Source organism: Priestia sp. Y58, from assembly GCF_029522095.1.
Taxonomy (GTDB): domain Bacteria; phylum Bacillota; class Bacilli; order Bacillales; family Bacillaceae_H; genus Priestia; species Priestia megaterium_E.
Window position 1 is genome coordinate 399,544 of sequence record NZ_JAKWFL010000005.1, and the last position, 22,112, is coordinate 421,655.

Annotated in this window: 10 protein-coding genes, 19 tRNA genes and 2 rRNA genes; 1 reads left to right on the forward strand and 30 read right to left on the reverse strand. The window is 40.4% G+C overall.

Annotated elements, in window-relative coordinates:
- Positions 1-6: 6 nt before the first annotated feature.
- From MMB68_RS17845 to MMB68_RS17875, 7 genes are all read right to left on the reverse strand, one after another.
- Positions 7-3,399 carry an SbcC/MukB-like Walker B domain-containing protein gene (locus MMB68_RS17845; protein WP_277549226.1) on the reverse strand — a complete coding sequence of 1,131 codons (3,393 nt, stop codon included), beginning with the start codon at positions 3,397-3,399 and terminating at the stop codon, positions 7-9.
- Complete coding sequence (locus tag MMB68_RS17850; RefSeq protein ID WP_221785563.1) at positions 3,396-4,580, reverse strand: exonuclease SbcCD subunit D; 1,185 nt, start codon at positions 4,578-4,580, stop codon at positions 3,396-3,398. The genes MMB68_RS17845 and MMB68_RS17850 overlap by 4 nt, the downstream gene beginning before the upstream one ends.
- Before the next feature lie 53 nt (positions 4,581-4,633).
- Positions 4,634-8,371 (reverse strand): helicase-exonuclease AddAB subunit AddA, encoded by a 3,738-nt coding sequence (gene addA, locus MMB68_RS17855; RefSeq protein ID WP_277549227.1) that lies wholly within the window; start codon positions 8,369-8,371, stop codon positions 4,634-4,636.
- A complete protein-coding gene (gene addB, locus MMB68_RS17860; RefSeq protein WP_277549228.1) occupies positions 8,364-11,864 on the reverse strand; it encodes a helicase-exonuclease AddAB subunit AddB in 3,501 nt (1,166 codons plus the stop codon). The genes addA and addB overlap by 8 nt, the downstream gene beginning before the upstream one ends.
- Before the next feature lie 262 nt (positions 11,865-12,126).
- On the reverse strand, positions 12,127-12,867 hold the full coding sequence (gene fabG / locus MMB68_RS17865) for a 3-oxoacyl-ACP reductase FabG (protein ID WP_013055347.1): 741 nt from the start codon (positions 12,865-12,867) through the stop codon (positions 12,127-12,129).
- Positions 12,868-13,447: 580 nt separating this feature from the next.
- On the reverse strand, positions 13,448-14,065 hold the full coding sequence (locus MMB68_RS17870) for a TVP38/TMEM64 family protein (RefSeq protein ID WP_013081701.1): 618 nt from the start codon (positions 14,063-14,065) through the stop codon (positions 13,448-13,450).
- Positions 14,066-14,227: 162 nt separating this feature from the next.
- Positions 14,228-16,207 carry a S9 family peptidase gene (locus MMB68_RS17875; protein ID WP_277549229.1) on the reverse strand — a complete coding sequence of 660 codons (1,980 nt, stop codon included), beginning with the start codon at positions 16,205-16,207 and terminating at the stop codon, positions 14,228-14,230.
- Positions 16,208-16,383: 176 nt separating this feature from the next.
- Here MMB68_RS17875 and MMB68_RS17880 point away from each other — a divergent pair, with 176 nt between their 5' ends.
- A complete protein-coding gene (locus tag MMB68_RS17880) occupies positions 16,384-16,620 on the forward strand; it encodes an IDEAL domain-containing protein (protein ID WP_013055344.1) in 237 nt (78 codons plus the stop codon).
- A gap of 195 nt (positions 16,621-16,815) precedes the next feature.
- Here the strand turns inward: MMB68_RS17880 and aceA are convergent, their stop codons facing one another.
- The 23 genes from aceA to MMB68_RS17995 form a co-directional block, all read right to left on the reverse strand.
- On the reverse strand, positions 16,816-18,099 hold the full coding sequence (gene aceA / locus MMB68_RS17885) for an isocitrate lyase (protein WP_221813031.1): 1,284 nt from the start codon (positions 18,097-18,099) through the stop codon (positions 16,816-16,818).
- A gap of 392 nt (positions 18,100-18,491) precedes the next feature.
- Positions 18,492-19,751 carry a M48 family metallopeptidase gene (locus tag MMB68_RS17890; RefSeq protein WP_277549230.1) on the reverse strand — a complete coding sequence of 420 codons (1,260 nt, stop codon included), beginning with the start codon at positions 19,749-19,751 and terminating at the stop codon, positions 18,492-18,494.
- Positions 19,752-19,961: 210 nt separating this feature from the next.
- Positions 19,962-20,033 (reverse strand) — tRNA-Glu (locus MMB68_RS17895).
- 4 nt (positions 20,034-20,037) lie between these two features.
- Positions 20,038-20,112, reverse strand: a tRNA-Asn gene (locus MMB68_RS17900).
- Positions 20,113-20,115: 3 nt separating this feature from the next.
- Positions 20,116-20,192: transfer RNA gene (locus MMB68_RS17905), tRNA-Ile, on the reverse strand.
- A 5-nt stretch (positions 20,193-20,197) separates the two neighbouring features.
- A tRNA-Gly gene (locus MMB68_RS17910) sits at positions 20,198-20,271 on the reverse strand.
- Between the two features lie 11 nt (positions 20,272-20,282).
- Positions 20,283-20,358 (reverse strand) — tRNA-His (locus MMB68_RS17915).
- A gap of 10 nt (positions 20,359-20,368) precedes the next feature.
- Positions 20,369-20,444: transfer RNA gene (locus MMB68_RS17920), tRNA-Phe, on the reverse strand.
- Between the two features lie 10 nt (positions 20,445-20,454).
- Positions 20,455-20,530: transfer RNA gene (locus tag MMB68_RS17925), tRNA-Asp, on the reverse strand.
- Between the two features lie 4 nt (positions 20,531-20,534).
- A tRNA-Met gene (locus tag MMB68_RS17930) sits at positions 20,535-20,611 on the reverse strand.
- 25 nt (positions 20,612-20,636) lie between these two features.
- Positions 20,637-20,729, reverse strand: a tRNA-Ser gene (locus MMB68_RS17935).
- A gap of 27 nt (positions 20,730-20,756) precedes the next feature.
- Positions 20,757-20,833 (reverse strand) — tRNA-Met (locus tag MMB68_RS17940).
- A gap of 30 nt (positions 20,834-20,863) precedes the next feature.
- Positions 20,864-20,939: transfer RNA gene (locus MMB68_RS17945), tRNA-Ala, on the reverse strand.
- A 5-nt stretch (positions 20,940-20,944) separates the two neighbouring features.
- Positions 20,945-21,021 (reverse strand) — tRNA-Pro (locus tag MMB68_RS17950).
- Between the two features lie 4 nt (positions 21,022-21,025).
- Positions 21,026-21,102 (reverse strand) — tRNA-Arg (locus MMB68_RS17955).
- A gap of 6 nt (positions 21,103-21,108) precedes the next feature.
- Positions 21,109-21,183: transfer RNA gene (locus tag MMB68_RS17960), tRNA-Gly, on the reverse strand.
- 9 nt (positions 21,184-21,192) lie between these two features.
- Positions 21,193-21,265: transfer RNA gene (locus MMB68_RS17965), tRNA-Lys, on the reverse strand.
- A gap of 4 nt (positions 21,266-21,269) precedes the next feature.
- A tRNA-Gln gene (locus tag MMB68_RS17970) sits at positions 21,270-21,344 on the reverse strand.
- A gap of 7 nt (positions 21,345-21,351) precedes the next feature.
- Positions 21,352-21,435 (reverse strand) — tRNA-Tyr (locus MMB68_RS17975).
- Between the two features lie 8 nt (positions 21,436-21,443).
- Positions 21,444-21,519 (reverse strand) — tRNA-Thr (locus MMB68_RS17980).
- A gap of 4 nt (positions 21,520-21,523) precedes the next feature.
- Positions 21,524-21,599: transfer RNA gene (locus tag MMB68_RS17985), tRNA-Val, on the reverse strand.
- A gap of 104 nt (positions 21,600-21,703) precedes the next feature.
- A 5S ribosomal RNA gene (gene rrf / locus MMB68_RS17990) occupies positions 21,704-21,819 on the reverse strand.
- Positions 21,820-21,881: 62 nt separating this feature from the next.
- Positions 21,882-22,112, reverse strand: a 23S ribosomal RNA gene (locus tag MMB68_RS17995); the annotation flags it as partial.

The window sequence follows — 22,112 nt, forward strand, 5'->3', positions numbered from 1 at the left end:
CCTTCCCTATAAAGTTTCTACTCTTACACTAGTTCCTTTGCCAGAAGGCTCGGACGGCTCAACAATCAAACGTTTTGGCAGGCGAGCACGGAGTTCTTGCACGTGACTGATGACTCCAATTGATAAATTATTGGACTGAAGTTTTTCAAGCGCTGTTACCACGGTATCAAGAAGCTCTCCATCAAGCGTTCCAAATCCTTCATCTAAAAAGAAAAACTGCAGCGGATATTCTCCTCTTAGCTGAATTTGTGCAGATAATGAAAGGGCCAAAGCCAGGGAAGTTAAAAACGTCTCTCCACCAGATAAAGTTGAAACCGGACGTTTTACTCCTCCATTTGCATCATCTCTCATAATAAAGCCGCCTTGGGAATCAACTTCAATCGCATAGCGCTGACGTGTTAATATACCCAGACGCTCTGAAGCATCTCGGCTAACGGACATCAGCTGTTCTTCAGCAATATATTCCACGAAAGCATTTCCTTTAAATACTGTTTGAAGCTTTTGATACTGTTCAAATAACGCTTGTTTTTCTTCACGGTTCTGTTCAAGCACTAAAAATCGCTCATGCCGTTCTTTGACGCTTTTTAACGTTTGCTCAGCTGCTCCCTTGAGCTGAACCGCTTCTTTCACAGCCGCTTTTATATCATGAAGCAGCTGCTGAGTTTCTTCAAATTGCTGCTCTTCTATGGACTGGTGATTCAGCTGGATATTTAACTGTTCAATTGATGACTTCATCTGTTTTATGTTGTCCCAATAAGCCTGAACAGTTTCATCCAACAATTTCATCTCATCATGTGATAACAAAGCTTGCTGAACTTCTTTTCCTTCGCTGAATAAAGAATTCCCTATAGCTTCTTCCCATTTTTCAGCTGCTTTTTTATACTGGATATGAGCTGTTTCTAGAGATTCGCTCGCTGCTTTTTCATCCATTTGCAGCGTTTGATACGCTTTTTGAACAGTCTGCCAATGCTGATACGCCTGCTGTTCATTCGTCTCTAACTCCGTAAGTAAGTGCACTGTTTTTTGCAGCGCTTGTTCAATATCTTCTTGATCTGTAAGCGTACGCAAGCGTTCAATTTGCGAGTGAACAAGAGATTGTTTATGAGACAGCATTGCTTTTAATTCTGTAAATTCTTTTTCGCCCGCATATTTCTCTTCTTTTAGACCTTCGATTTTCTTTTGCTGATTTTCAAAAAATATGCTACTTTTTTCAATTCGAGCCTTTATTGTCTGCTCTTCTTTTTCTCGCTCATTTAGCTGTTCATTAATTTTTTCCATCTCTTCAAATACAAAGGAAGGATAATCTTGTTGAAAAGCTTCTTTTCCTGCTTGTAACGCTTGTTTTTGCTGATTGACTTTTCCTTCTAATTCAATTTGTTCTTTTTGATAATGAGCAAGCTCTAATTCAATCTTTTCAAGACTTTGCTGGACCTTTTGTACCTGCCCGAGAATTGCCTGCTGTTTTTCACTTACCTGCAAATAATCCTGTTCAAGAGATTTGATTTCAACTTCTATTTTCTTAGCATAATGGCCAAAAGCATCTGTATCCATTTCTCCTAAAGCAGAAACTTCGCCAGCTTCGTTCATAAACTCAGCTAACTCAGGTATTTTTTCAACAAGAGGTTTAGCTAGCTGTTCAAGCTGCATTTTGAGCGACGAATAGCTAAATCGCTGTTCACGCAATTGATTGACTTGATCTTCGAACTGATCCGCTGACTCAGTTGTGACGTCATCTTCTTGTTGGTGTAACACGGGGTTAGGATGATGCTCAGAGCCACAAACTGGACAAGGCTCTCCTTGGGTCAGCTGCTCAGCTAATTGATGAGCCAGACGGCGTGACCATTCTTTTTCTTTGCGTCTTTTTAGATCGCTCATTAAACGATCTGCTTGTTGAAAAAGCTGCTGAAACTCTTTTTCCCGCTCACATACAGTATGATACAAGCCTTGAATATCTGAAAATAACGCTTTACTTTGTTCTATTGTTTGCTGATCTCTCTCTTTTTGTGTTTGTTTTTGTGTGTGCAAATGCTTAAGCTGTTCGGCTTTTTCTTTATACGTTTTTTGACCTTCATCTAGGTTTTTTTTATCGTTATTCCATACTTGATAACGGTAAAATGCTTGCTGAACAGCCTGCCGATAATCAGGTTGAATCTCCACCTTTGTTAATGTTTCCTTTAACTCTTTTTGAAGAGTCAAACCTTGCTGATACCGCTGATCTGCTTCCATTAATTCATCATTTTTCGCTTGAATTGCCTGTTGCTTTTGCTGAAGAGAAACTTCCGCTTCTTTTATTTCTTGCTGACCTTCTTTAATTTGTTTTTGAAGATCAGAAGCTTGTTGAAGCTGTTCTTTTTGAACAACTAATTTGGGTTGCTGTTCATTTTTTTGTAAGCGAGCCTGCTCATATAAGCTATTCGATCGCTTATATTCCTCACTTTTTTGAACAATTTGTGCTTTTAATTTTTCTACTTTATCTTCGTAAAGCTTCTGCTGTTTTTCAGCTTGTTCAAATGTTTCTAAATAAGGAAAAAGACGCTCTGCCTGCTGAGCTTTCGTCAGCACATCCTGCTTTTGTTTAATCTCCTCTTCCTGCTTAGAAGCTTGCACTAGTTTTTCTTCTAGCAGTGTTTTTTCCTGCTGCGCTTTCCAAAGAGACGCCTGCTGATCGTATCTCTCCTGCAAATCAGACGCTTCTTTTTCTCGTTTTTCCAAAAGTACAATGCTATCACTTACAAGCTGCTCGGCTTCCGCTACTTTCTCTGTTGAAGCTTCACCTAACCCCGTTTGTTCTGCCGTGATCTTATCTAGGTCTGTTTTTAGCTGCTGAACTTGATAGCGTATTTTCTTACTAAGCTGATCTCCGTACTGCTCGAGATTAAAAAGACGCTGCAGCATTTGACGGCGCTCCGTCCCTTTTAATGATAAAAACTCTGCAAACTTTCCCTGTGGTAATACAACAGCTCTTGTAAAATCATCAATAGTTAAACCGAGAAGTTCCTGTACCTGCTGATTTACATCATTCGTTTTATCTGCTAATACGTACGTTTCATCTTCGATTTCAATCAATCGACTTGAAGCTGATTTCACACGCAGTTCATCCGTTCGTTTGAAGCTTCGTTCAACAGTATAGCGCTTTTTATGACTAGCGTTTTCCAGCTCGAACGTAAACGATACTTTTAGTTCATTTTCCCCGTGATTTAAAATTCCTTGTGTATTATTTGCTGCACGCTCTACTTTTCCGTATAAAGCTAGTGTAATGGCATCCAAAATGGAGGATTTCCCGCTTCCTGTAGGACCAAATATTCCGAAAACACCGCCTGAACACAGCGCTTCAAAGTCGACAGTTTGTTTTTCTCTAAAACTGTGAAGCCCCGAAACGGTCAAGTTAATAGGTTTCATTTTTCATCCTCCTTTCCCGATACTTCTTCATCGTTAATCAAGGTTAAAAACAGTTTGACTAATTCATCATCAGGTGCCCCTCCGCCGGTTTGCCTGCTGTAGAACTTTGTAAACAGTTCTTCGATCGGCACTTCGCGCTGTGAACGTGTTTCAAGTGCTAGTTCTTCTGCTTTGAATACCGGACGGATATGAATAAAGCCTGGATGAAGCTTGCGAAGACGATGGATTTCTTCTAGTGAAAGTGCATCTTCTACGTGAACTTCTAAATCAACCAATGCCTGCGCATCTTTCTGTTCATCAAGCCACGCATATACTTCTGCCAATCCGTTTTTTGCTTTCCAACGTGTCAAAGGCTTTCCGCTAGATAATGGAATTTCGGTCATTTCGACCTCTTTTCCTGGCTGAGCGTCTAAAATGGTAACAGACTTTGTATATCCTGACTCTGAAAAGCTATAGGCAAGAGGTGACCCAGAATATCTTGCAAAGGTGTTGGCGCGATTGATCATTTGCGGGCGATGCAAATGTCCTAGAGCTACATATTGAGCATTAGCAGGTAAACTAGTTGCCGCCACCGTATAAGCTCCTCCTACTTCAATTGGACGTTCTGAGTCCGTTGAACTTCCGCCTGCTACGTAAATATGACTCATGGCAATATTAACGGTATCTGTTGTGAACTGCTCACTCATTTTATCGAAAATACCTTTTACTCTGGCATCATATGAGTTTCGAAGAGCCAGCTCATCATTTTCTTCTGCTAAAAGTTCCTTTAACCTTGATTCAGATGGGTAAGGAAGAGCCGCAACCTTTAACACTTCATCTGATGTAGGAATGTGAATGCTTTCTACATCGGTAGTAGGCAAACCAAGAAGCGTAATATTTTGATGAACAGCTAATGGGGAAGCCGCCGACAGCCGATCTGGGTTGTCATGATTACCTGCAATAACAATAATCGGACGTTTTCCATTGTTGCTCAGCCTAGACATACTTTCGTAAAAAAGCTGCTCTGCCGCTGCTGGAGGGTTAACCGTATCAAAGGCATCTCCCGCCATGAGAATAGCATCTATCTTTTCTTCTTCCACAATGTCTGCCAGTTCATCTAAAAACTGTGCTTGCTCAGCCAGACGGCTTCGGCCTTCTAACGTTCGCCCCAAATGCCAATCCGCTGTATGTAATAAACGCATGTTACTCTCTCCTTATTGGTGAAAAAGAAGAAGACTATCGCCTTCTTCTTTTTTTATATTTCAACAGCATGTCCACCATCTAAAAAGTACAGATAGCGATGCTGAACAGGTTGTTTTACAATCCGCTCAATGGCCTTTGCGTAAAGCTCTAACTGAATGCGGTATCTGTCAATTAGAAATGGTTTTGCTCGTTCAAAATCCCCTTGAAAACGATCCGAAATGTTATCGGTTTTAAAATCAAGTAAAACGAGACCTTCTTCCGTTTCATACAAACAATCAATAATACCTTGCACTAAAATTGTTTCGTCTTCCTGCTCCCAATGATCATAGATTTCTTTAGCGGAGACACCTAAACTAAAAGGCATCTCTCTATAAACCGTGCGAGCCGTTCGAATACCTTGTGCAATGTCACTGTCTAAAAAGTCTGCTACATCATTTGCATCAACAGCATCCGCTTGTTCTTGCGTCAATAATTCTTTGGTAACCATTGATTGAATAAAGTCTTGAACCATTTCAAGGGTATAAGCTTTATTTAATGGAAGCTGCTGCATAACGGCATGTGTAGCTGTTCCTTTTTCAGCCCCTGTGAGAGATTTCTCTTGAAGAAACAGCGGACGATTTTCAAGAGGTGCTTTAGATGCCCGAACGAGATCGTCGCTTCCACCTGCATCCGTCAGCTGCTGCTGCCTTTTTAGTTCAGAAACAGATTGCTTCGAACGATGAACGGAAGCTACACGATAATCATAAGACCAATTTAAGCGTCTATACACTTCGTCTTTATAATCGCTGGATTCTGAAACTGGCTCATGCTTTTGAAGAGCGTTTAAAAGCTCTTCATGATGCTGCTGCTCTTCAAGAGGCTGTTCGGCTAAATCACCTGCTAATAACGTTGAAAGTTTCCAGCTTGAAGCATGATGATGAATCATCTCAGCCGGCTGGACCTCTCCTTCAACCATATGACTAACATTTTGGTGACGAATTAAAGAAGGTCCAATCCAGTCTAAATAACATTTTGCATCTCTTCTCACGTGAGCTGGAAGCGTCCAATCTTCATGTGCCATAACGGAGCTCCATTGTCTGAGCTTTTCTGGTGCGTCTTTTACTGTTCCAACTAAAATAAGTTTTTCTTTCGCACGCGTCAATGCTACGTATAATACCCGCATTTCCTCTGCCATGCTTTCTTTTTTCATTTTTTTCTTCATGGTCTGCTGAAGAAGAGTCGGGTACGTAATACGCAGTTTTGGATCAATATATTTAGATCCAAAACCTAGTTCTTTATCGAGTAAATATGCTTTATTCAAGTCCATTAAGTTAAACTGACGAGCAAGACCAGCTACAAAAACAACAGGAAACTCAAGACCTTTACTGCTATGGATCGTCATCAAACGCACCACATCTTCTTGTTCTCCCAGTGCTCGAGCAGCTCCTAAATCGTTCCCTCGATCCTGCATGCGTTCAATAAAGCGCAAAAATCGAAACAGACCTCTAAATGAAGTTGCCTCATACTGGCGAGCGCGATCGTAAAGAGCACGTAAATTGGCCTGACGCTGTTTCCCACCAGGAAGTCCGCCAACAAATTCAAAGAAACCCGTATCACGGTAAATTTGCCATACCAGTTCTGACAAAGAGCTTTGTCTAGCTTGTGTTCTCCATGCTTTTAACTGCCCATAGAAATATTTTACTTTATCGCGAAGTTCTTCGTCATCTGAAACCGCTAAGTACGTTTTTAACGCATCGTAATACGTTCCTTTCTTTTGCTCTGCTCTCAGTGTAGCTAACTCTTCATCTGAAAGCCCTACTACCGGCGAGCGAAGAACAGAAGCTAATGGAATGTCTTGATGCGGGTTATCTACTACTTTTAATAAAGACATCATAATCATCACTTCAGTAGCATCAAAATAACCTGTTGATAAATCGGCATAAATCGGCACGCCTTCTTGCTTAAATTCATCCATAATCTGCGCAGCCCAAGGCATGGAACGAAGCAAAATAACAAAGTCACGATACGTCACGTTTCTCATAATATCGAGCTTGCGATCATATATTTGAAAACGGTTGTGAACGAGTTCTTTGATTTTGCGCGCCATTGCTCTTGCCTCTAACTGAGCCGTTTCAAGCTCTGCTTCTGAAAAAGCGACGAGAGAAGAATCCGCTTCTTCTTCCGCTCCTGCTTCTGCATTTTCTTTTGCAATTAGCAGAAGCTCCGTTTCCATTCCTTCCACTTTTGGATACGATGCTCCTAATTTTAAAGAAGCATCATCGTCATATGCAATTTCTCCTACTTCTTCATCCATCAGCTGGTTAAAAATAAAGTTTGTAGCATCAAGCACTTGAGAACGACTGCGGAAGTTTTTATTCAAATCGATACGTTTTCCGAACTGGCGACCATCTTGTGTAAAGCGCTTGTACTTTGTTAAAAATAAAAATGGCTCCGCTAAACGAAAGCGGTAAATGGATTGTTTTACATCTCCAACCATAAATAAATTCCCTTGTTCTTCACTATCTCTCGTCACTAATTTAATCAGTGTTTCTTGAACCATATTTGTATCTTGATATTCGTCAACAAGTACCTCTTCAAACTGAGTGCGATATTTTTGGGCAATGGACGAAGGCTTAAGCACTCCATCTTCTTTTACACTCAAGATTTGCAGGCAATAATGTTCTAAATCAGAAAAGTCCACTAACCCTTTCTCTTTTTTCATGTGTTCATATCGTTCACCGAAGCGCTGAACTAAAAAGATTAGCGTTTCAATAACGGGCTTCATTTTCTCAAAATCAGCCATGTAGCCATGCAAAGGCCTAGAAAACAAATCGGCATGAAGTTTTTCAAGACTTGTTTTAGCTTTTTTGCGAAGCTCTCCGAAATCATCTAAAAGCTGCGAGTCGTACGCTTCTCCTTTACATGGCTTTAAACGAGTAAAATTTAAATTCTGCATTTCCTCATGCAAATCAGCAAAAGAATGCTTAGAAGCGCTGATCAGCCGATGAATTTGAGCCAGGTCTTCCTCTGCATTAACGGCGCGAGGAGCAGGCCCTCCTGGCAGCTTTGTTAGCTCTAATCCCTGTTTTAAAATCGACTCAATGCCCATCAGCTGCGTTGTTACTTCTTGTAAAAGAAAAGATAGAAACGGAAGTGAATCAATAGAAGAGTCTTCTGTCACATCATATTGACTCACGATCATTTCAAGCCAGCCGTTTGGGTCAGGGTTAGATCTTGCAAAGTCATACAGCTTTCTTACCATAAGCTGAATATCTAAGTCATTTCTGTCACTTGTATAACGATCAATTAAATCAAAGAATCTCTCGTTCTGTTCAATACTGTACTGTTCTTCAAACAATTCTTCTAATACTTCTTCACGCAGAAGATCCGCTTCCGTATCATCTGCAATCCGAAAACCAGGGTCTACATCGATCAAATAATAATACGTTCGAATGACTTCTAAACAAAAAGAATGGAGCGTAGAAATCGACGCACGGTTTAATAAATTAAGCTGTCTGCGCAGGTGCAAAGAAGATGGATTCTTTTTTAACTCTTTTTCCAATGCTTCTCCAATTCGATTTCTCATTTCGGCTGCAGAAGCATTTGTAAACGTAGCAACGAGTAATCTATCAACATCGATCGGCTCATCACCCATCGTAATCTTTTTAATAATCCGTTCAACTAAAACCGCTGTTTTTCCTGAGCCAGCCGCCGCGGCTACTAATATATCTTGACCGGATGAAACAATGGCCTTCCACTGATCATCCGTCCACTGGGAGTCGGCCGGTTTTACATGTATATCTTCACTCATCTCGTTTGACCTCCTCTCGAATTTTATCTAAAATAACACTTTGACTCTCTGTACTAAGCTGACGATATTCGTTGTTTTCCATTGATTCATCGAACTGACAAATTGAGCGGTATTCACAAAACGCACATGGTGTTTTATCTTTTAGTTTATAAGGCGAAATATCAATTTTCCCATTTGTAATCTCTGTACCTGCCTCCACAAATTTACCTCGCACATACTGACGGAGATGTGTAAAATCTTCTTCGCTCGCAACCGAAGAATTGGAATAAAAGCCCCCTGTCTTTTTAATGCCAGCTGATATAACCTGTGAGTGCCCTGATTCTAACGTTTCGTCCATTAACCTTACTGCTTCCTCGTCTCCTACAAGCAGTCCTTTCATTTTAAACTTCTTGAAGATTTCAGCTTCAATTTGATCAGGCTGTAATGCTTTAGTGCTGTTGATCATTGGATTATGAACGTGGAAATAAAGAACGCCAGCAGGCAATGCTCCTCTATTATCATGAAGAAGCTGTTCAGCATACGTCACGACTATGTCTAAATAAGCTAAAATTTGAAGAGATAAACCGTAGTACACTTCCACTAAGTTTAATGCTTTATCGCTTGATTTATAGTCGACGATACGCAGTAAAAGTCCTTTTGAGCTTTCCGCTTTATCTACCCTGTCAATTCGGCCAACGAGTTCCATCGTATGACCATTTGGCAGTGTGAACTGCATAGAAGGCAGCTCTGCGCTAGGTCCAAATCCAAGCTCCAATCCAACGGGAACAAAGCCGCTCATCTTAGCGTGCTCACTTAACACAAGCGACGCACGTTCAATAATTTGCTGCAGCTTATGTGTTAAATAGTGGTGGCGATTCGAGCTCAATAAAATCTCATTTTGCAAGCGCGGAGCAAGTTCATGCACCGCAGCCGTAGAAAGCTGCTGACAGTCTTTTCTCGTTAAGTTCTTCCATTCTTTTTGACCGCCGCGTAGTTCGTCTGAAATCATTTTCAACGCTGCGTGAAATAACTCGCCTATGTCAGGAGCTGCTAATTTGAAAACTTTTCGTTCTTTAAGCTTGAGCCCGTGAGAAGCAAAATGAGCATATGGACAGGCTTCAAATTTTTCCATTCTCGATACGCTTGCTTGAATATGCTTTCCATACAGACGCTGACTCGTTTTCTTTGTTAACCGTTTTGCTTCATTTTTATAAAATAAGCTGCTTAGTACTCTCTCGCTATATGAGTTCCAATCTGGATTTTTTACATAAAAGTTATATACATCCCACCAAGCGGAACTCATCGGATAATGGCGTTTCCATCCTTGCAGCTGGCTGGCTAAATGCGCGATGCTCGTTAAAGGATTTGTTATATAATCAACTTGCTTTTCTTCTTCTAAATCTGTAGGTTCCGTCATTAACAGCTTTTCCTGCAGGAGCGGAAATAGCTCTTTTACTCGATTAATAACGAGTGAAGGCAGCAAGGTCTTCCCTTCCTCATTGGCAAGAGGATACGAAACATAAAGTTTTTCCGAAGAGCTGGAAAGTGCTAAATAAATGAGAAATTGTTCGTCAAACAGCTTTTGTCTTCCGGTTGGCGCAAGTAATAAACCTGATTCAAGCAGCTGCTCTCTCTCCTTCTCAGATAACAGGCCATCGCTTTTTGGTTTAGCTGGAATCACACCGTCATTTACACCTAACACAAAGCTTGCTTTGATATCGGATAAACGCGAACGCTCAAAACTTGCCACAACCACTTGATCCAGTGCAGGCGGAACAAGTGCAAACTGCATGCTGTCAAGCCCTGTCTCAAATAGATCTGCGAACAAAGAAATCGATACTTTCTCTTCTCCCATCATTTCAACAAACTGATCAAATAAGTGAAGAATTGCTTTCCATACCTGCTCGTGCTCTCTCGCTTCTTGAAGCTTTCCTTCTTCTTCACATCGATTGCGCAACGCTTCTATCTTTTGTGGAATATCTAAATTCGTTAAAAAACGATAGAGCGCTTCTGCTTTTTCTTTTCCTATTTTCGCTTGTTTTAATTTTTGCTGAAGTGAGTAAATAGGAGGAACAATCATATTTTTTAATTCATTTATTTTTTGCTCAAAAGCAAGCTCTTCGTCCGTTTTTCCAAGGTTCATGTCTTCAAGTGAACGATATTTTCTGTAGGTAAATGGTTCCTTACTCGTCCACTTAGATCCTTGAATACCGTAAGCAAGTACGTAATTTTCTAATTCATCCATCTCTTCGCGAAGCTGGTGCACATCAGATGACAAAGGAAATAAAAGATCTGTTTTCACTGCTCGAAAGATGGTTTCATATCGCCATGACCCGCTTACCACCTCTAAGACTGAGCGAACAAATTCAACGAGTGGATGGTGAAACATCGCTCGCTTTTGGTCAATAAAGTACGGAATTTCATAATCTCGAAAAATGGTTTGAAGCAAGTCATGATAATCTTCTGCATTTCTAACAATCAAGGCAATATCGCGGTAGCGGTAGCCATGATCGCGCACAAGTGAAAGCACTTCTCTTGCAATCCCTTCAACTTCTGCTCTTCGGCTAACAGCCGGCAGCAGCTGAATGTGCTCGGGCTCTGACTGAAACTCCGGCGTTGGCCGTTCATCATAATATCGTTCCAAATAGGCAAGCTCTGGACTGTTTTGATGCCTTTTTTGTTCGTTAAATACGATTGGCTCTTGAATCTCTATCCCGTTTTCAGCCGCCAGGCCCATTATTTCTTGATACGTTTCGCTCGTTAATCGAAACAAGTGCAAGTCATTTGGAATAAAATCTTGATATGAATAATCAGAAGTCACCGCTATTTTTACTTCTCTACAAACTTTCATCAGCTCTACTAATACGGTTAATTCTTGAGGAGTATAGTGATGAAATCCATCTACATAAATCGTTGCTTGAGCAAGGTAGGCAGAAGACGCTACTTTTTCACTCAGCAGCTTCAAATAATCTTCTCCATCTACATATTTCGTCATCAGCTGTTTTTCTAATTCTCCGTAAATGAGATGTAAATCATGTAATTTATCAGCAAGGACTTTCTCATCTTCTGCTTGAAGCTTTTTCTTCATCTCTTCGAGAGACGGGGCATCTACTGTGTACTGTTTAAATTCTTTAACCATTTTTTCTAGTTCTTCAATAAACCCTGCTTGTTCTGAAGAATTCGCAAACAGTCGAAGCTCTTCTTTTTGATGTTCGATAATTTTTTTAAGCATCATATGAATACCTGTTTGATCCACATGATAGCGGCTAATACCTCCGACTTCTTGCAGGATACGCCATGCAAGACGTGTAAAACTATAAACTTGAGCACGCATCATGCCTTCTAACCCAGGTGTTTGAACAAGCGCATACTCTGACTGAAACGTCATCTGTTCAGGTACAATATAAATAAGTGGATGCCCAAGCGGAGCATTTAACAGCTCTTGGCGCATGCTATTTAAAAGATATTCCGTTTTCCCGCTTCCTGAACGTCCTAATAAAAACTGTAGCCCCACGTTTTCACCCCTTCATTTTTTTCTCTATGTTTTCATTTGTTTAAGTACAAAATGGATAAACGCCACGTAAACACGTGACGCAGTCGTCAAAATTTTATAGTGATAATCATCTAAATCTCTCTGTCTCTCTCCTTATTATTTTACTGAACTTGCAGACAAAATTCCACTTTGCCGATATGTGAAATGCTGGATGCAACAAAAAAACTTTTCAGTAGTCAAAAGACCACTGAAAAGTTTTAGAAAAGCGAATTATTTTCTACTTTTACATCATGATTCCACCATCTACATGAAGTGTTGTACCGTTAATATAGTTGGACTCATCAGATGCTAAATACAGATAAGCATAACCAATGTCAGAAGGCTGACCTAATCTTTGTAAAGGAATAGTGGATTTCATTTGATCAATAATTTTGTCTGGCATCGCCTTCACCATATCCGTTTCAATAAACCCGGGAGCTACAGCGTTTACATTAATTCCTTTTCGTCCCAGCTCTTTAGCCCATGTTTTTGTCATTCCTACTACGCCTGCCTTTGTCGCCGCATAGTTTGTTTGACCAACATTTCCATATACGCCAGACACCGAAGATGTGCTAATAATTTTCCCTTTACCTTGAGCAATCATATGCGGTACCACTGCTTGTGTACAGTGAAAAACGCCTGTAAGGTTTACGTTGATTACTGCTTGAAAATTTTCAACTGATAATTTGGTTAGCATTCCATCTCTGGTGATACCTGCATTGTTAATTAAAATATCTATTTTAGAGTAGCGTTTCACTACTTCTTCTACCATTGCATCTACACTGTCTCGATCCGCTACGTTCACTTGAAAAAATGCTACATCTCCGCCTTCTTCTTTTAGCTGAGCTGCTCGTTCTTCTCCCGTTTTTGCATCGTAGTCAACCATAGCGACCTTTGCACCCTCTTGTGCGAATATTCGAGAGGCTTCGAACCCTAATCCATTTGCTGCACCCGTAATAATTGCCACTTTATCTTTTAATCTCATGTCACCCGCGCTATAAGACGCTTACTAACAACGATTAATCAGCAAGTCGCTTGAATCTTAGTAGCGCATTCCCCTCCTCAAAACGACGCCAAGCACGTCTTAATGATCATTCGGTGCTTTTCTAGTAATGATCCCTCTACTTACATCTTAGTAGTCAAGCTCAAAAATCATTCATATAATTTTTAAGAAAACGTTTTGAAATACATGAGGTGATAATACATGTTGAGAAAAAACATGTATATCTCTAGAAAACAAAGGGTTCATTACTTAGGTGCAACTAGGAATAGACGTCTAATTTATTCCCAGTTTTTTCTTTTATTTTAGCATATTCTTCATAATTGATAAACAAAAAACTTGTTCATTACTGGACAGATACTCTATATATGCATTGTTCTGCCAACCGAATAAACAGACAAATAACTTCTTTAAGAAAAATTTTAAGATCCTTCCAAAAATGCTGTTGTATCCCTATAAGAAAAGGCTTTTCTATAGTTTACAATACCCCTTTTGGCTGTATGTATAACAAAAGACTGCCTATTAAAAAGCAGTCTTTCATCACTATTTGTTATATATAAACAAACTATTTGTCATACTGTTTCACTTTAGATTTTTCATTTAATCTTCGTTCAATTTGTTTTCCAACAAGCCATAGAACAAAAATGATGACTAAAACAAGTACTGCTTTTAGAGGCTGTTTCACAAATGAAACAAAATCGGCCCCAATAAAGCTCATCATAAATATCATCACCATTTTACCGGCTAATACAGCCAGCATAAACTGAGCCATACTAACACGTGATAGTCCTGCTACTACATTAATTGCCGAAGACGGGGTAAAAGGAAAACAAAGCATAATAAACAGCGGTCCGAAACCGTGTCTTTCTACCCAAATCATAATCTTTCGAATTTGCGCATGCCGGCTGATGAAATGTAAAAACCTCGCTTGTCCATATTTTCTAAATATCAAAAAGACAAGCAGTGATCCAACGCAGCTGCCAACCCATGAAATTAAAAAACCTAACCATAAGCCAAAAGCGGCAGCATTGGCCATTACAAACGCAAAAAGCGGCAAGATAGGGATAAACGCTTCTAAAATAGGCAACAGCAGTCCTGGAATGATTCCAAATGATTGATATTGTTTTAATAACTCGAGGACGCCGTCTAGTGTCAAATAATGCTTTAATGTTTCAAAATCCATCGAATGTTCTCCTTATTTAAACAACTGTGCTACTTTTCACTTATTGTACTACTTTCCTTTACCAAACAAAAGTTTTACAGCGTTTTACCTTTCCTGTCCTTTTACGTTTACTATACAGCCTTTATTTACACACACATATTTGGTTGAACAGCCATGCACTTTTTATTGAGACTGTTTTAAATAACGTTTAAACCAGCTTGTTAAATATTTTAGTCTCGCCGTTCGTAAATTAGGCTTACCGCTTCTAGAAAGTTCATGATTAGACTGAGGAAAACGAATAAATTCTACTTCTTTATCTTTTCTTTTCAGTGCCACATAAAGCTGTTCAGCTTGTTCAATTGGACATCTATAATCCTGTTCGCTATGCAAGATTAACAGCGGTGTTTTAACGTTCTCCGCTAAACGAAGCGGCGAGTGGTTCCAAAGTTTTTCCGGATTTTCATAAATATCAGCTTTTAATTCCCATTCGGTGAAATAATAGCCAATATCACTAACGCCGTAAAAACTTGTCCAATTTGAAATAGACCGTTGCGTCACCGCTGCTTTAAACCGATTTGTACTTCCTACAATCCAGTTTGTCATAAACCCTCCGTAGCTTCCTCCTGTTACGCCAAGCTTATCTTCATTAATATAAGAGTAGCGCTTAACTGCTTCGTCGGTTACTGCCATCAAGTCCGTATAATCCATGCCCCCGTAATCACCTCGAACCGCATCTGTAAATGCTTGACCATATCCTCTGCCGCCTCTTGGATTAGAAAAGAGGATATTGAACCCTTTTGATGCAAGTACTTGGAATTCAAGCATAAATGTATGACCATACATAAGATGCGGACCTCCATGGATTTCTAAAATGGTTGGAGATACATCATTGGTAGCAGCAGCTTTCACTACCCAACTGTGGATATGTATATCGTCCGTAGAAGTCGCGTAAAAAGATTCTGCTTCTGTGAGCTGCACATGCTTTAAAAATGAGTCATTAACGTTTGTCAGCTTCACTAATTCCTCTGTTTTTAAATTTAGAGAATAAAGATCTCCGGGATGTGTAAACGTACTGATTGCCACAATAGCTTCCTCACAATTGGGAAGAACAGATACCCCATATACGTGAGCATTATCCATAAGTACAGAGTCTAACTTTCCATTCACATTTCCTTTATATATGCCTACAGAACCCTTTTCACTTACGACAAAATAAAATTCTTCATTACTGCCCCACATAATTCCCGCTGCGGTTCTTCCAAAGTGGAAATCTCCTGCTACCATATCTCCTATTTCTAAGTCTATACCAGCAGTGATACAAGCTGTTTTTTGGCTAGAGATCTGATAAATATATATGTCATTCATTGAAGCCGATCCGTATGTACGTTCATTTCCAATGTAAGCTATGTATGACCCATCCGGTGACCACGAAACTTGATGAAAATATCCTGTTTCCGCTGTAATAGATGTTAATTTTTTAGTATCACGATGCAAAATAAACACATCCATCGTTAGCGATAAATCCGGATTCTCTCCTCGGCTGCTGCAAAATACAATTGAGCTTGCATCAGGGGCCCAGCACCCTACAGAGTGATGATAAGGTCCATCCGTTACAAACGTCACTTCTTTATTTTTAAGTTTAACGACAGCAACTTGAGTATATTCACCTTTTAAATAACCGCTAACATCGGATTTGTACAGTAAACGTTCCACTTCATACGGCTGGGGATATTCATGATTTTGTTCAACTCTTACAGCTTTTTCTTCTACTTTTGTGGAAAACATAATTTCGTCACTATAAGGAGACCAAACTGGATTACTAACGCCTTTTTCAAGATCTGTGAGTGCTTCTGCTTCCCCGCCTGTCGCTGCTAATAGGTAGAGCTGAACAGCTTGACTGCGATCGGATAAAAAAGCAATCCACTTGCCGTCCGGGGACCAGGCGGGAGAATGATTATTTCCTTTGTAGTACGTTAATTGCTTAGTTTCTTCCGTTTCAAGATCTAACATAAACAGCTGCGTTTCATACGCGTTCTCTATTTTCTTCGTTTCTCGAACCGTATAAACTACACTTTTTCCATCTGGAGAAATCTGAGGATTATAAACAGACTTCAATTCGTACAAATCCTCTATCGTTACCGTACGCTTTTTTAAATGATTCAATTTCTTCGCCCCCAAGGATTCATTTTTAAACCAAATAGTCAATCGATAAAAACGAAAGTAGCGTTTCCCTCTTACTTTATCATTTCTAAAAATAAAAATCTAAAAATTTAGAAAATTAGTTGTTTTTTCTTCTTTTAATCTATATAATAATAAAAAGGGTGCAGAGGTGATGAGGTATGAACAATGAAAAATCGTACACGGAAATGATGAAGTCCCTCGCTCGCAAGAAAAAAGTAATTGATACTGTGAGTATGTTGGATGTTTATATCGAAATGGTAATTGATGAATCGCTTTTTAAGCGTCAAAAAGAACTGTTAGAAACAAACATTAACACGGCATTAGATCAACGTGATGAAATTGCTTTTTATGAGCTATCAGCACAGTACCAATCCCTGCTTCAAACATCTACTTAATATTTTAAGAACTTAATTCATGTTAATGATTTATATGTACGTTTAACAGGCAGATCCTTTCTTCTCAGGAAGAACAGCTGTCTGTTAAATCGTGTTTACTACATAAAAAAAGATTCTTACATCTGTAAGAATCTTTTTTGTTAGGATTTTTCCTATGAGTGGAAGTAACCGACCGTTCCACTCATAGATTTTTTGTTATTTATGTGCTTGAAACTGCTCTTCTTCCGTTGAACCTTTTAAAGCTGTTGTAGAGGAAGTCCCACCAGAAACTACTTGCGCCACTTCATCAAAATAACCCGTTCCTACTTCACGCTGATGTCTTGTAGCAGTATATCCATTTACTTCACTAGCAAACTCTCTTTCTTGTAACTCTGAATAAGCTGCCATTCCTCTTGTTTTATATCCTCGTGCCAGCTCAAACATGCTGTGATTTAAAGCGTGGAAGCCAGCAAGCGTAACGAATTGGAATTTGTATCCCATTTTTGCGATTTCTCTTTGGAACTTTTCAATCGTTTTCTTATCTAATTTTTTCTTCCAGTTGAAAGATGGTGAACAGTTATAAGCAAGCATTTTACCTGGGAATTTTTCATGAATAGCATCTGCAAATTTTTGTGCTTGTTCCAAGTTTGGTTCAGACGTTTCACACCATACTAGATCAGCATATGGCGCATATGCTAAGCCACGAGCAATAGCTTGATCGATTCCGGCTCTCGTGCGATAAAAACCTTCAGCGGTGCGTTCACCTGTAATAAACTGGCGATCTACAGGATCAACATCACTTGTAATTAAATCAGCGGCATCAGCATCGGTACGAGCAATCAGAAGTGTTGGAACACCCATTACATCAGCAGCTAAACGAGCAGCAATCAAATTTTTCACAGCGGTCTGAGTTGGAAGCAATACCTTGCCGCCGAGATGACCACACTTTTTCTCAGAGGATAATTGATCTTCAAAGTGTACGGCAGATGCTCCCGACTCAATCATTCCTTTCATGAGTTCAAATACGTTTAACTGTCCTCCAAACCCAGCTTCTGCATCTGCTACAATTGGAGCAAAGTAATCGATATCCCCTTCTCCTTCTAAATGCTGAATTTGATCGGCACGCTGCAGCGCTTGATTGATTCGTTTCACAACATGCGGCACGCTGTTTGCCGGGTATAAACTTTGATCAGGATACATGTTTCCTGAAAGATTTGCATCTGCAGCTACTTGCCATCCGCTTAAGTAAATTGCTTTTAACCCTGCTTTTACCTGTTGTACTGCTTGATTCCCTGTTAAAGCTCCTAATGCATGAACGTATGGCTCTGTTTTTAATAAGTTCCAGAACTTTTCGGCTCCTCTTCTAGCAAGCGTATGTTCAATATCAATGGACCCTCTTAGCCCAATGACTTTTTCTGCAGAATATGGACGTTCAATTCCTTTCCAACGCTCATCGCTTTTCCAGTTCTCTTCAAGGTTTTTTACACGAATGTCTTTCATTCTTTATACCCCCTAATGAATTTAAAATTCTATATTCATAAAAATATAAAACGCAGCAGTTAGAATATGTCTGTTTCATGATGAAGTGAATTAGCAGTTGGTCATAATATCAGTAAGAACGTAGATGAAATAAGTAAATAGTTGAAGGACATGTAGTAAGACTTAGATGAGGTGAATATAAGCTGAGAATTTCAACTGCTATCTTTTCAATCACAAATAACTATTCCTCCCCATTGTTATAAAACAGTTTTTATTTCACATACGTTATTATATAACAGTACTTTCGAAAATGAAACCTCCTTTTAGAATTTTTTTCCTACCCGCAAGGAGGCTTTTCTATTAATACTTACGTATCAAAGGCTTCATATATCCTTTACTTTTTCTTATATCACTTATTCATTTCTTTCATACTTCTCAACAAATGAAATTCTTTCCATTATCGTTGGGTGACCATATCGGAAAATCTTCACTAAATACGGCGGATTCACCTGAGATAATCCTGATTTTGTTAAGTCCTGAAATGTTTTAACAGCAGCCTGTTTATCTCCTGTTAAATCCATGGCGTACGTGTCAGATTGAAGTTCATGATGACGCGATTGCATATTTGTTAAAGGACTCACAGCAAATGTAAGAACAGAAAAAATAAGTAGAATAAGCGGTAAAGAATTTAAATCACTAAGAGAAGTAATTTTTAATGCTTTTCCCCATCTCTTAATCACAAAGCGAGCTAAGTGCTTCGTTAGCCATAAACCTACGATCGATAAAACTAATGCTGAAGCAATCCCCACATAAATATGCTTCTTTACATAATGACCCATTTCATGCGCCATGATAAACAAAATTTCACGTTCTGTTAATTTATTAAGAGTAGTATCCCATAACACAATTCTTGAATTAGAACCTATTCCCGTCACATATGCATTGAGAGAGTTCGTTTTTTCAGACATGTTTACTTCATATACATGCTTAGCAGGTATATGAGCTTCGTCTGCTAAATGCAAAATTTTCGTCTCCAGCTCTTTATTCTTTAATGGATAAAAATCGTTATATAACGGGTCAATAACCACTGGTTGAATAAACGTCAAAAATAGCGTAAATGGAATAGATACTAGCCAAGCATACAGCCACCATCTTTTTGAGAACTTACGAATGAATGCATATAACACAGCAATCACTAAAAACATGGTGGCATAGTTTACCCAAAAATCTGTAAAAAGATCTTTCATCCATCCTTGGAAAGGTTGCGTCGTAATATGGTAAGCCTTTGAAAGCTTATAGCTAATCCAGTCCATAGGAAAAGAATAGATCAGCAGCAGAACAGATAACCAAAATACATAAATAGCAGTTTGGAGAAGACCGAAACGGCTAACGTCTTTAGACCACTTATTAACTTTCTTAGACACACCTAACACTAAAATTAAAATAAATCCTAGCCACTCATATGGAATTCGGATAAAAAAGAGTGCATCTCTAATTTTTGAATATTTTTCGGTCAACATAAGTTCTCGTGCATTCATAAACGTAGCCGGGTCTACGCTGGTGCCTTTTAATGATTGTGGAATAGAGGTATCACTTATATAGAACAAATACACCCAAATACACGCTGCATACACAAGAAAAATGCCGATGGACCACCAAACAATTTTTTTCACGCATTCCCCTCCTTTTGTACAAACAGTATACCGTTATTACTATTGTAGGTTTTTCTTTCGAAATTTAGAACAAGCGTTTATAGATGTGCTATAAGAAATGCAATTTGGGGCGAGGAAATCATAGAAAAACGAAAAATAGAGTTTAGACAAAAGAATAAACTCTGTTTACAAACAAAAAAAGCAGTTTGCATATGCAAACTGCTTTTAAGATGACCCGTACGGGATTCGAACCCGTGTTACCGCCGTGAAAGGGCGGTGTCTTAACCGCTTGACCAACGGGCCATTATGGCTCCACAGGTAGGACTCGAACCTACGACCGATCGGTTAACAGCCGATAGCTCTACCACTGAGCTACTGTGGAATATGGTGGGCCTAAGTGGACTCGAACCACCGACCTCACGCTTATCAGGCGTGCGCTCTAACCAGCTGAGCTATAGGCCCATTTTTGGAGCGGGTGATGAGAATCGAACTCACGACATCAGCTTGGAAGGCTGAGGTTTTACCACTAAACTACACCCGCGTTACTTAAGATGGGGCGACTGATGGGAATCGAACCCACGAATGCCGGAACCACAATCCGGTGCGTTAACCACTTCGCCACAATCGCCATCTTAAAATGGTGGCTCGGGACGGAATCGAACCGCCGACACAAGGATTTTCAGTCCTTTGCTCTACCAACTGAGCTACCGAGCCTTTATGTAAATGGCGGTCCCGACGGGAATCGAACCCGCGATCTCCTGCGTGACAGGCAGGCATGTTAACCGCTACACCACGGGACCACTTTGGTTGCGGGGACAGGATTTGAACCTGCGACCTTCGGGTTATGAGCCCGACGAGCTACCGAACTGCTCCACCCCGCGATGATATGAATATGATATAAATAAATGGCGGAGGAAGAGGGATTCGAACCCCCGCGGGCTTTAACACCCCTGTCGGTTTTCAAGACCGATCCCTTCAGCCGGACTTGGGTATTCCTCCGTATATTTATAACAAATGTAACTTATATGGTAGCGGCGGAGGGAGTCGAACCCACGACCTCACGGGTATGAACCGTACGCTCTAGCCAGCTGAGCTACACCGCCATATTATTCGTTACAATTATTTAGTTTAATTGGTGGAGCCTAGCGGGATCGAACCGCTGACCTCCTGCGTGCAAGGCAGGCGCTCTCCCAGCTGAGCTAAGGCCCCATAAATGGTCGGGAAGACAGGATTCGAACCTGCGACCCCTTGGTCCCAAACCAAGTGCTCTACCAAGCTGAGCTACTTCCCGTTTATGGCGCGCCCGAGAGGAGTCGAACCCCTAACCTTTTGATCCGTAGTCAAACGCTCTATCCAATTGAGCTACGGGCGCTTTATATGGAGCGGAAGACGAGGTTCGAACTCGCGACCCCCACCTTGGCAAGGTGGTGTTCTACCACTGAACTACTTCCGCTTATTAAAATGAGCCATGAAGGACTCGAACCTTCGACCCTCTGATTAAAAGTCAGATGCTCTACCAACTGAGCTAATGGCTCTCTATGGCTGGGCTAGCTGGATTCGAACCAACGCATGACGGAATCAAAATCCGTTGCCTTACCGCTTGGCGATAGCCCACTAAAGATGGTGGAGGGGGGCAGATTCGAACTGCCGAACCCGAAGGAGCGGATTTACAGTCCGCCGCGTTTAGCCACTTCGCTACCCCTCCGATATAAATGGTGCCGGCAAGAGGACTTGAACCCCCAACCTACTGATTACAAGTCAGTTGCTCTACCAGTTGAGCTACACCGGCACGGTGGTGGAGGATGACGGGATCGAACCGCCGACCCCCTGCTTGTAAGGCAGGTGCTCTCCCAGCTGAGCTAATCCTCCGCGTATCATACACAATATTCATTGTATATAAGATTTTTATAAATGAGCCAAATAAAAAACCCCTAGACTCTTTTATAAGAGCATAAAAAGGGGTCTTATTCATTGCCTGGCAACGTCCTACTCTCACAGGGACAAAGTCCCAACTACCATTGGCGCTAAAGAGCTTAACTTCCGTGTTCGGTATGGGAACGGGTGTGACCTCTTCGCTATCGCCACCAGACAAGAGATTGCTCTCTCAAAACTAGATAACAGTTTGCTGAGTAAAGCTTACGCTTTTAAAGTTTGGTTAAGTCCTCGATCGATTAGTATCAGTCAGCTACACATGTCGCCACGCTTCCACCTCTGACCTATCAACCTGATCATCTTTCAGGGATCTTACTAGCTTGCGCTATGGGAAATCTCATCTTGAGGGGGGCTTCATGCTTAGATGCTTTCAGCACTTATCCCGTCCACACATAGCTACCCAGCGATGCCTTTGGCAAGACAACTGGTACACCAGCGGTGTGTCCATCC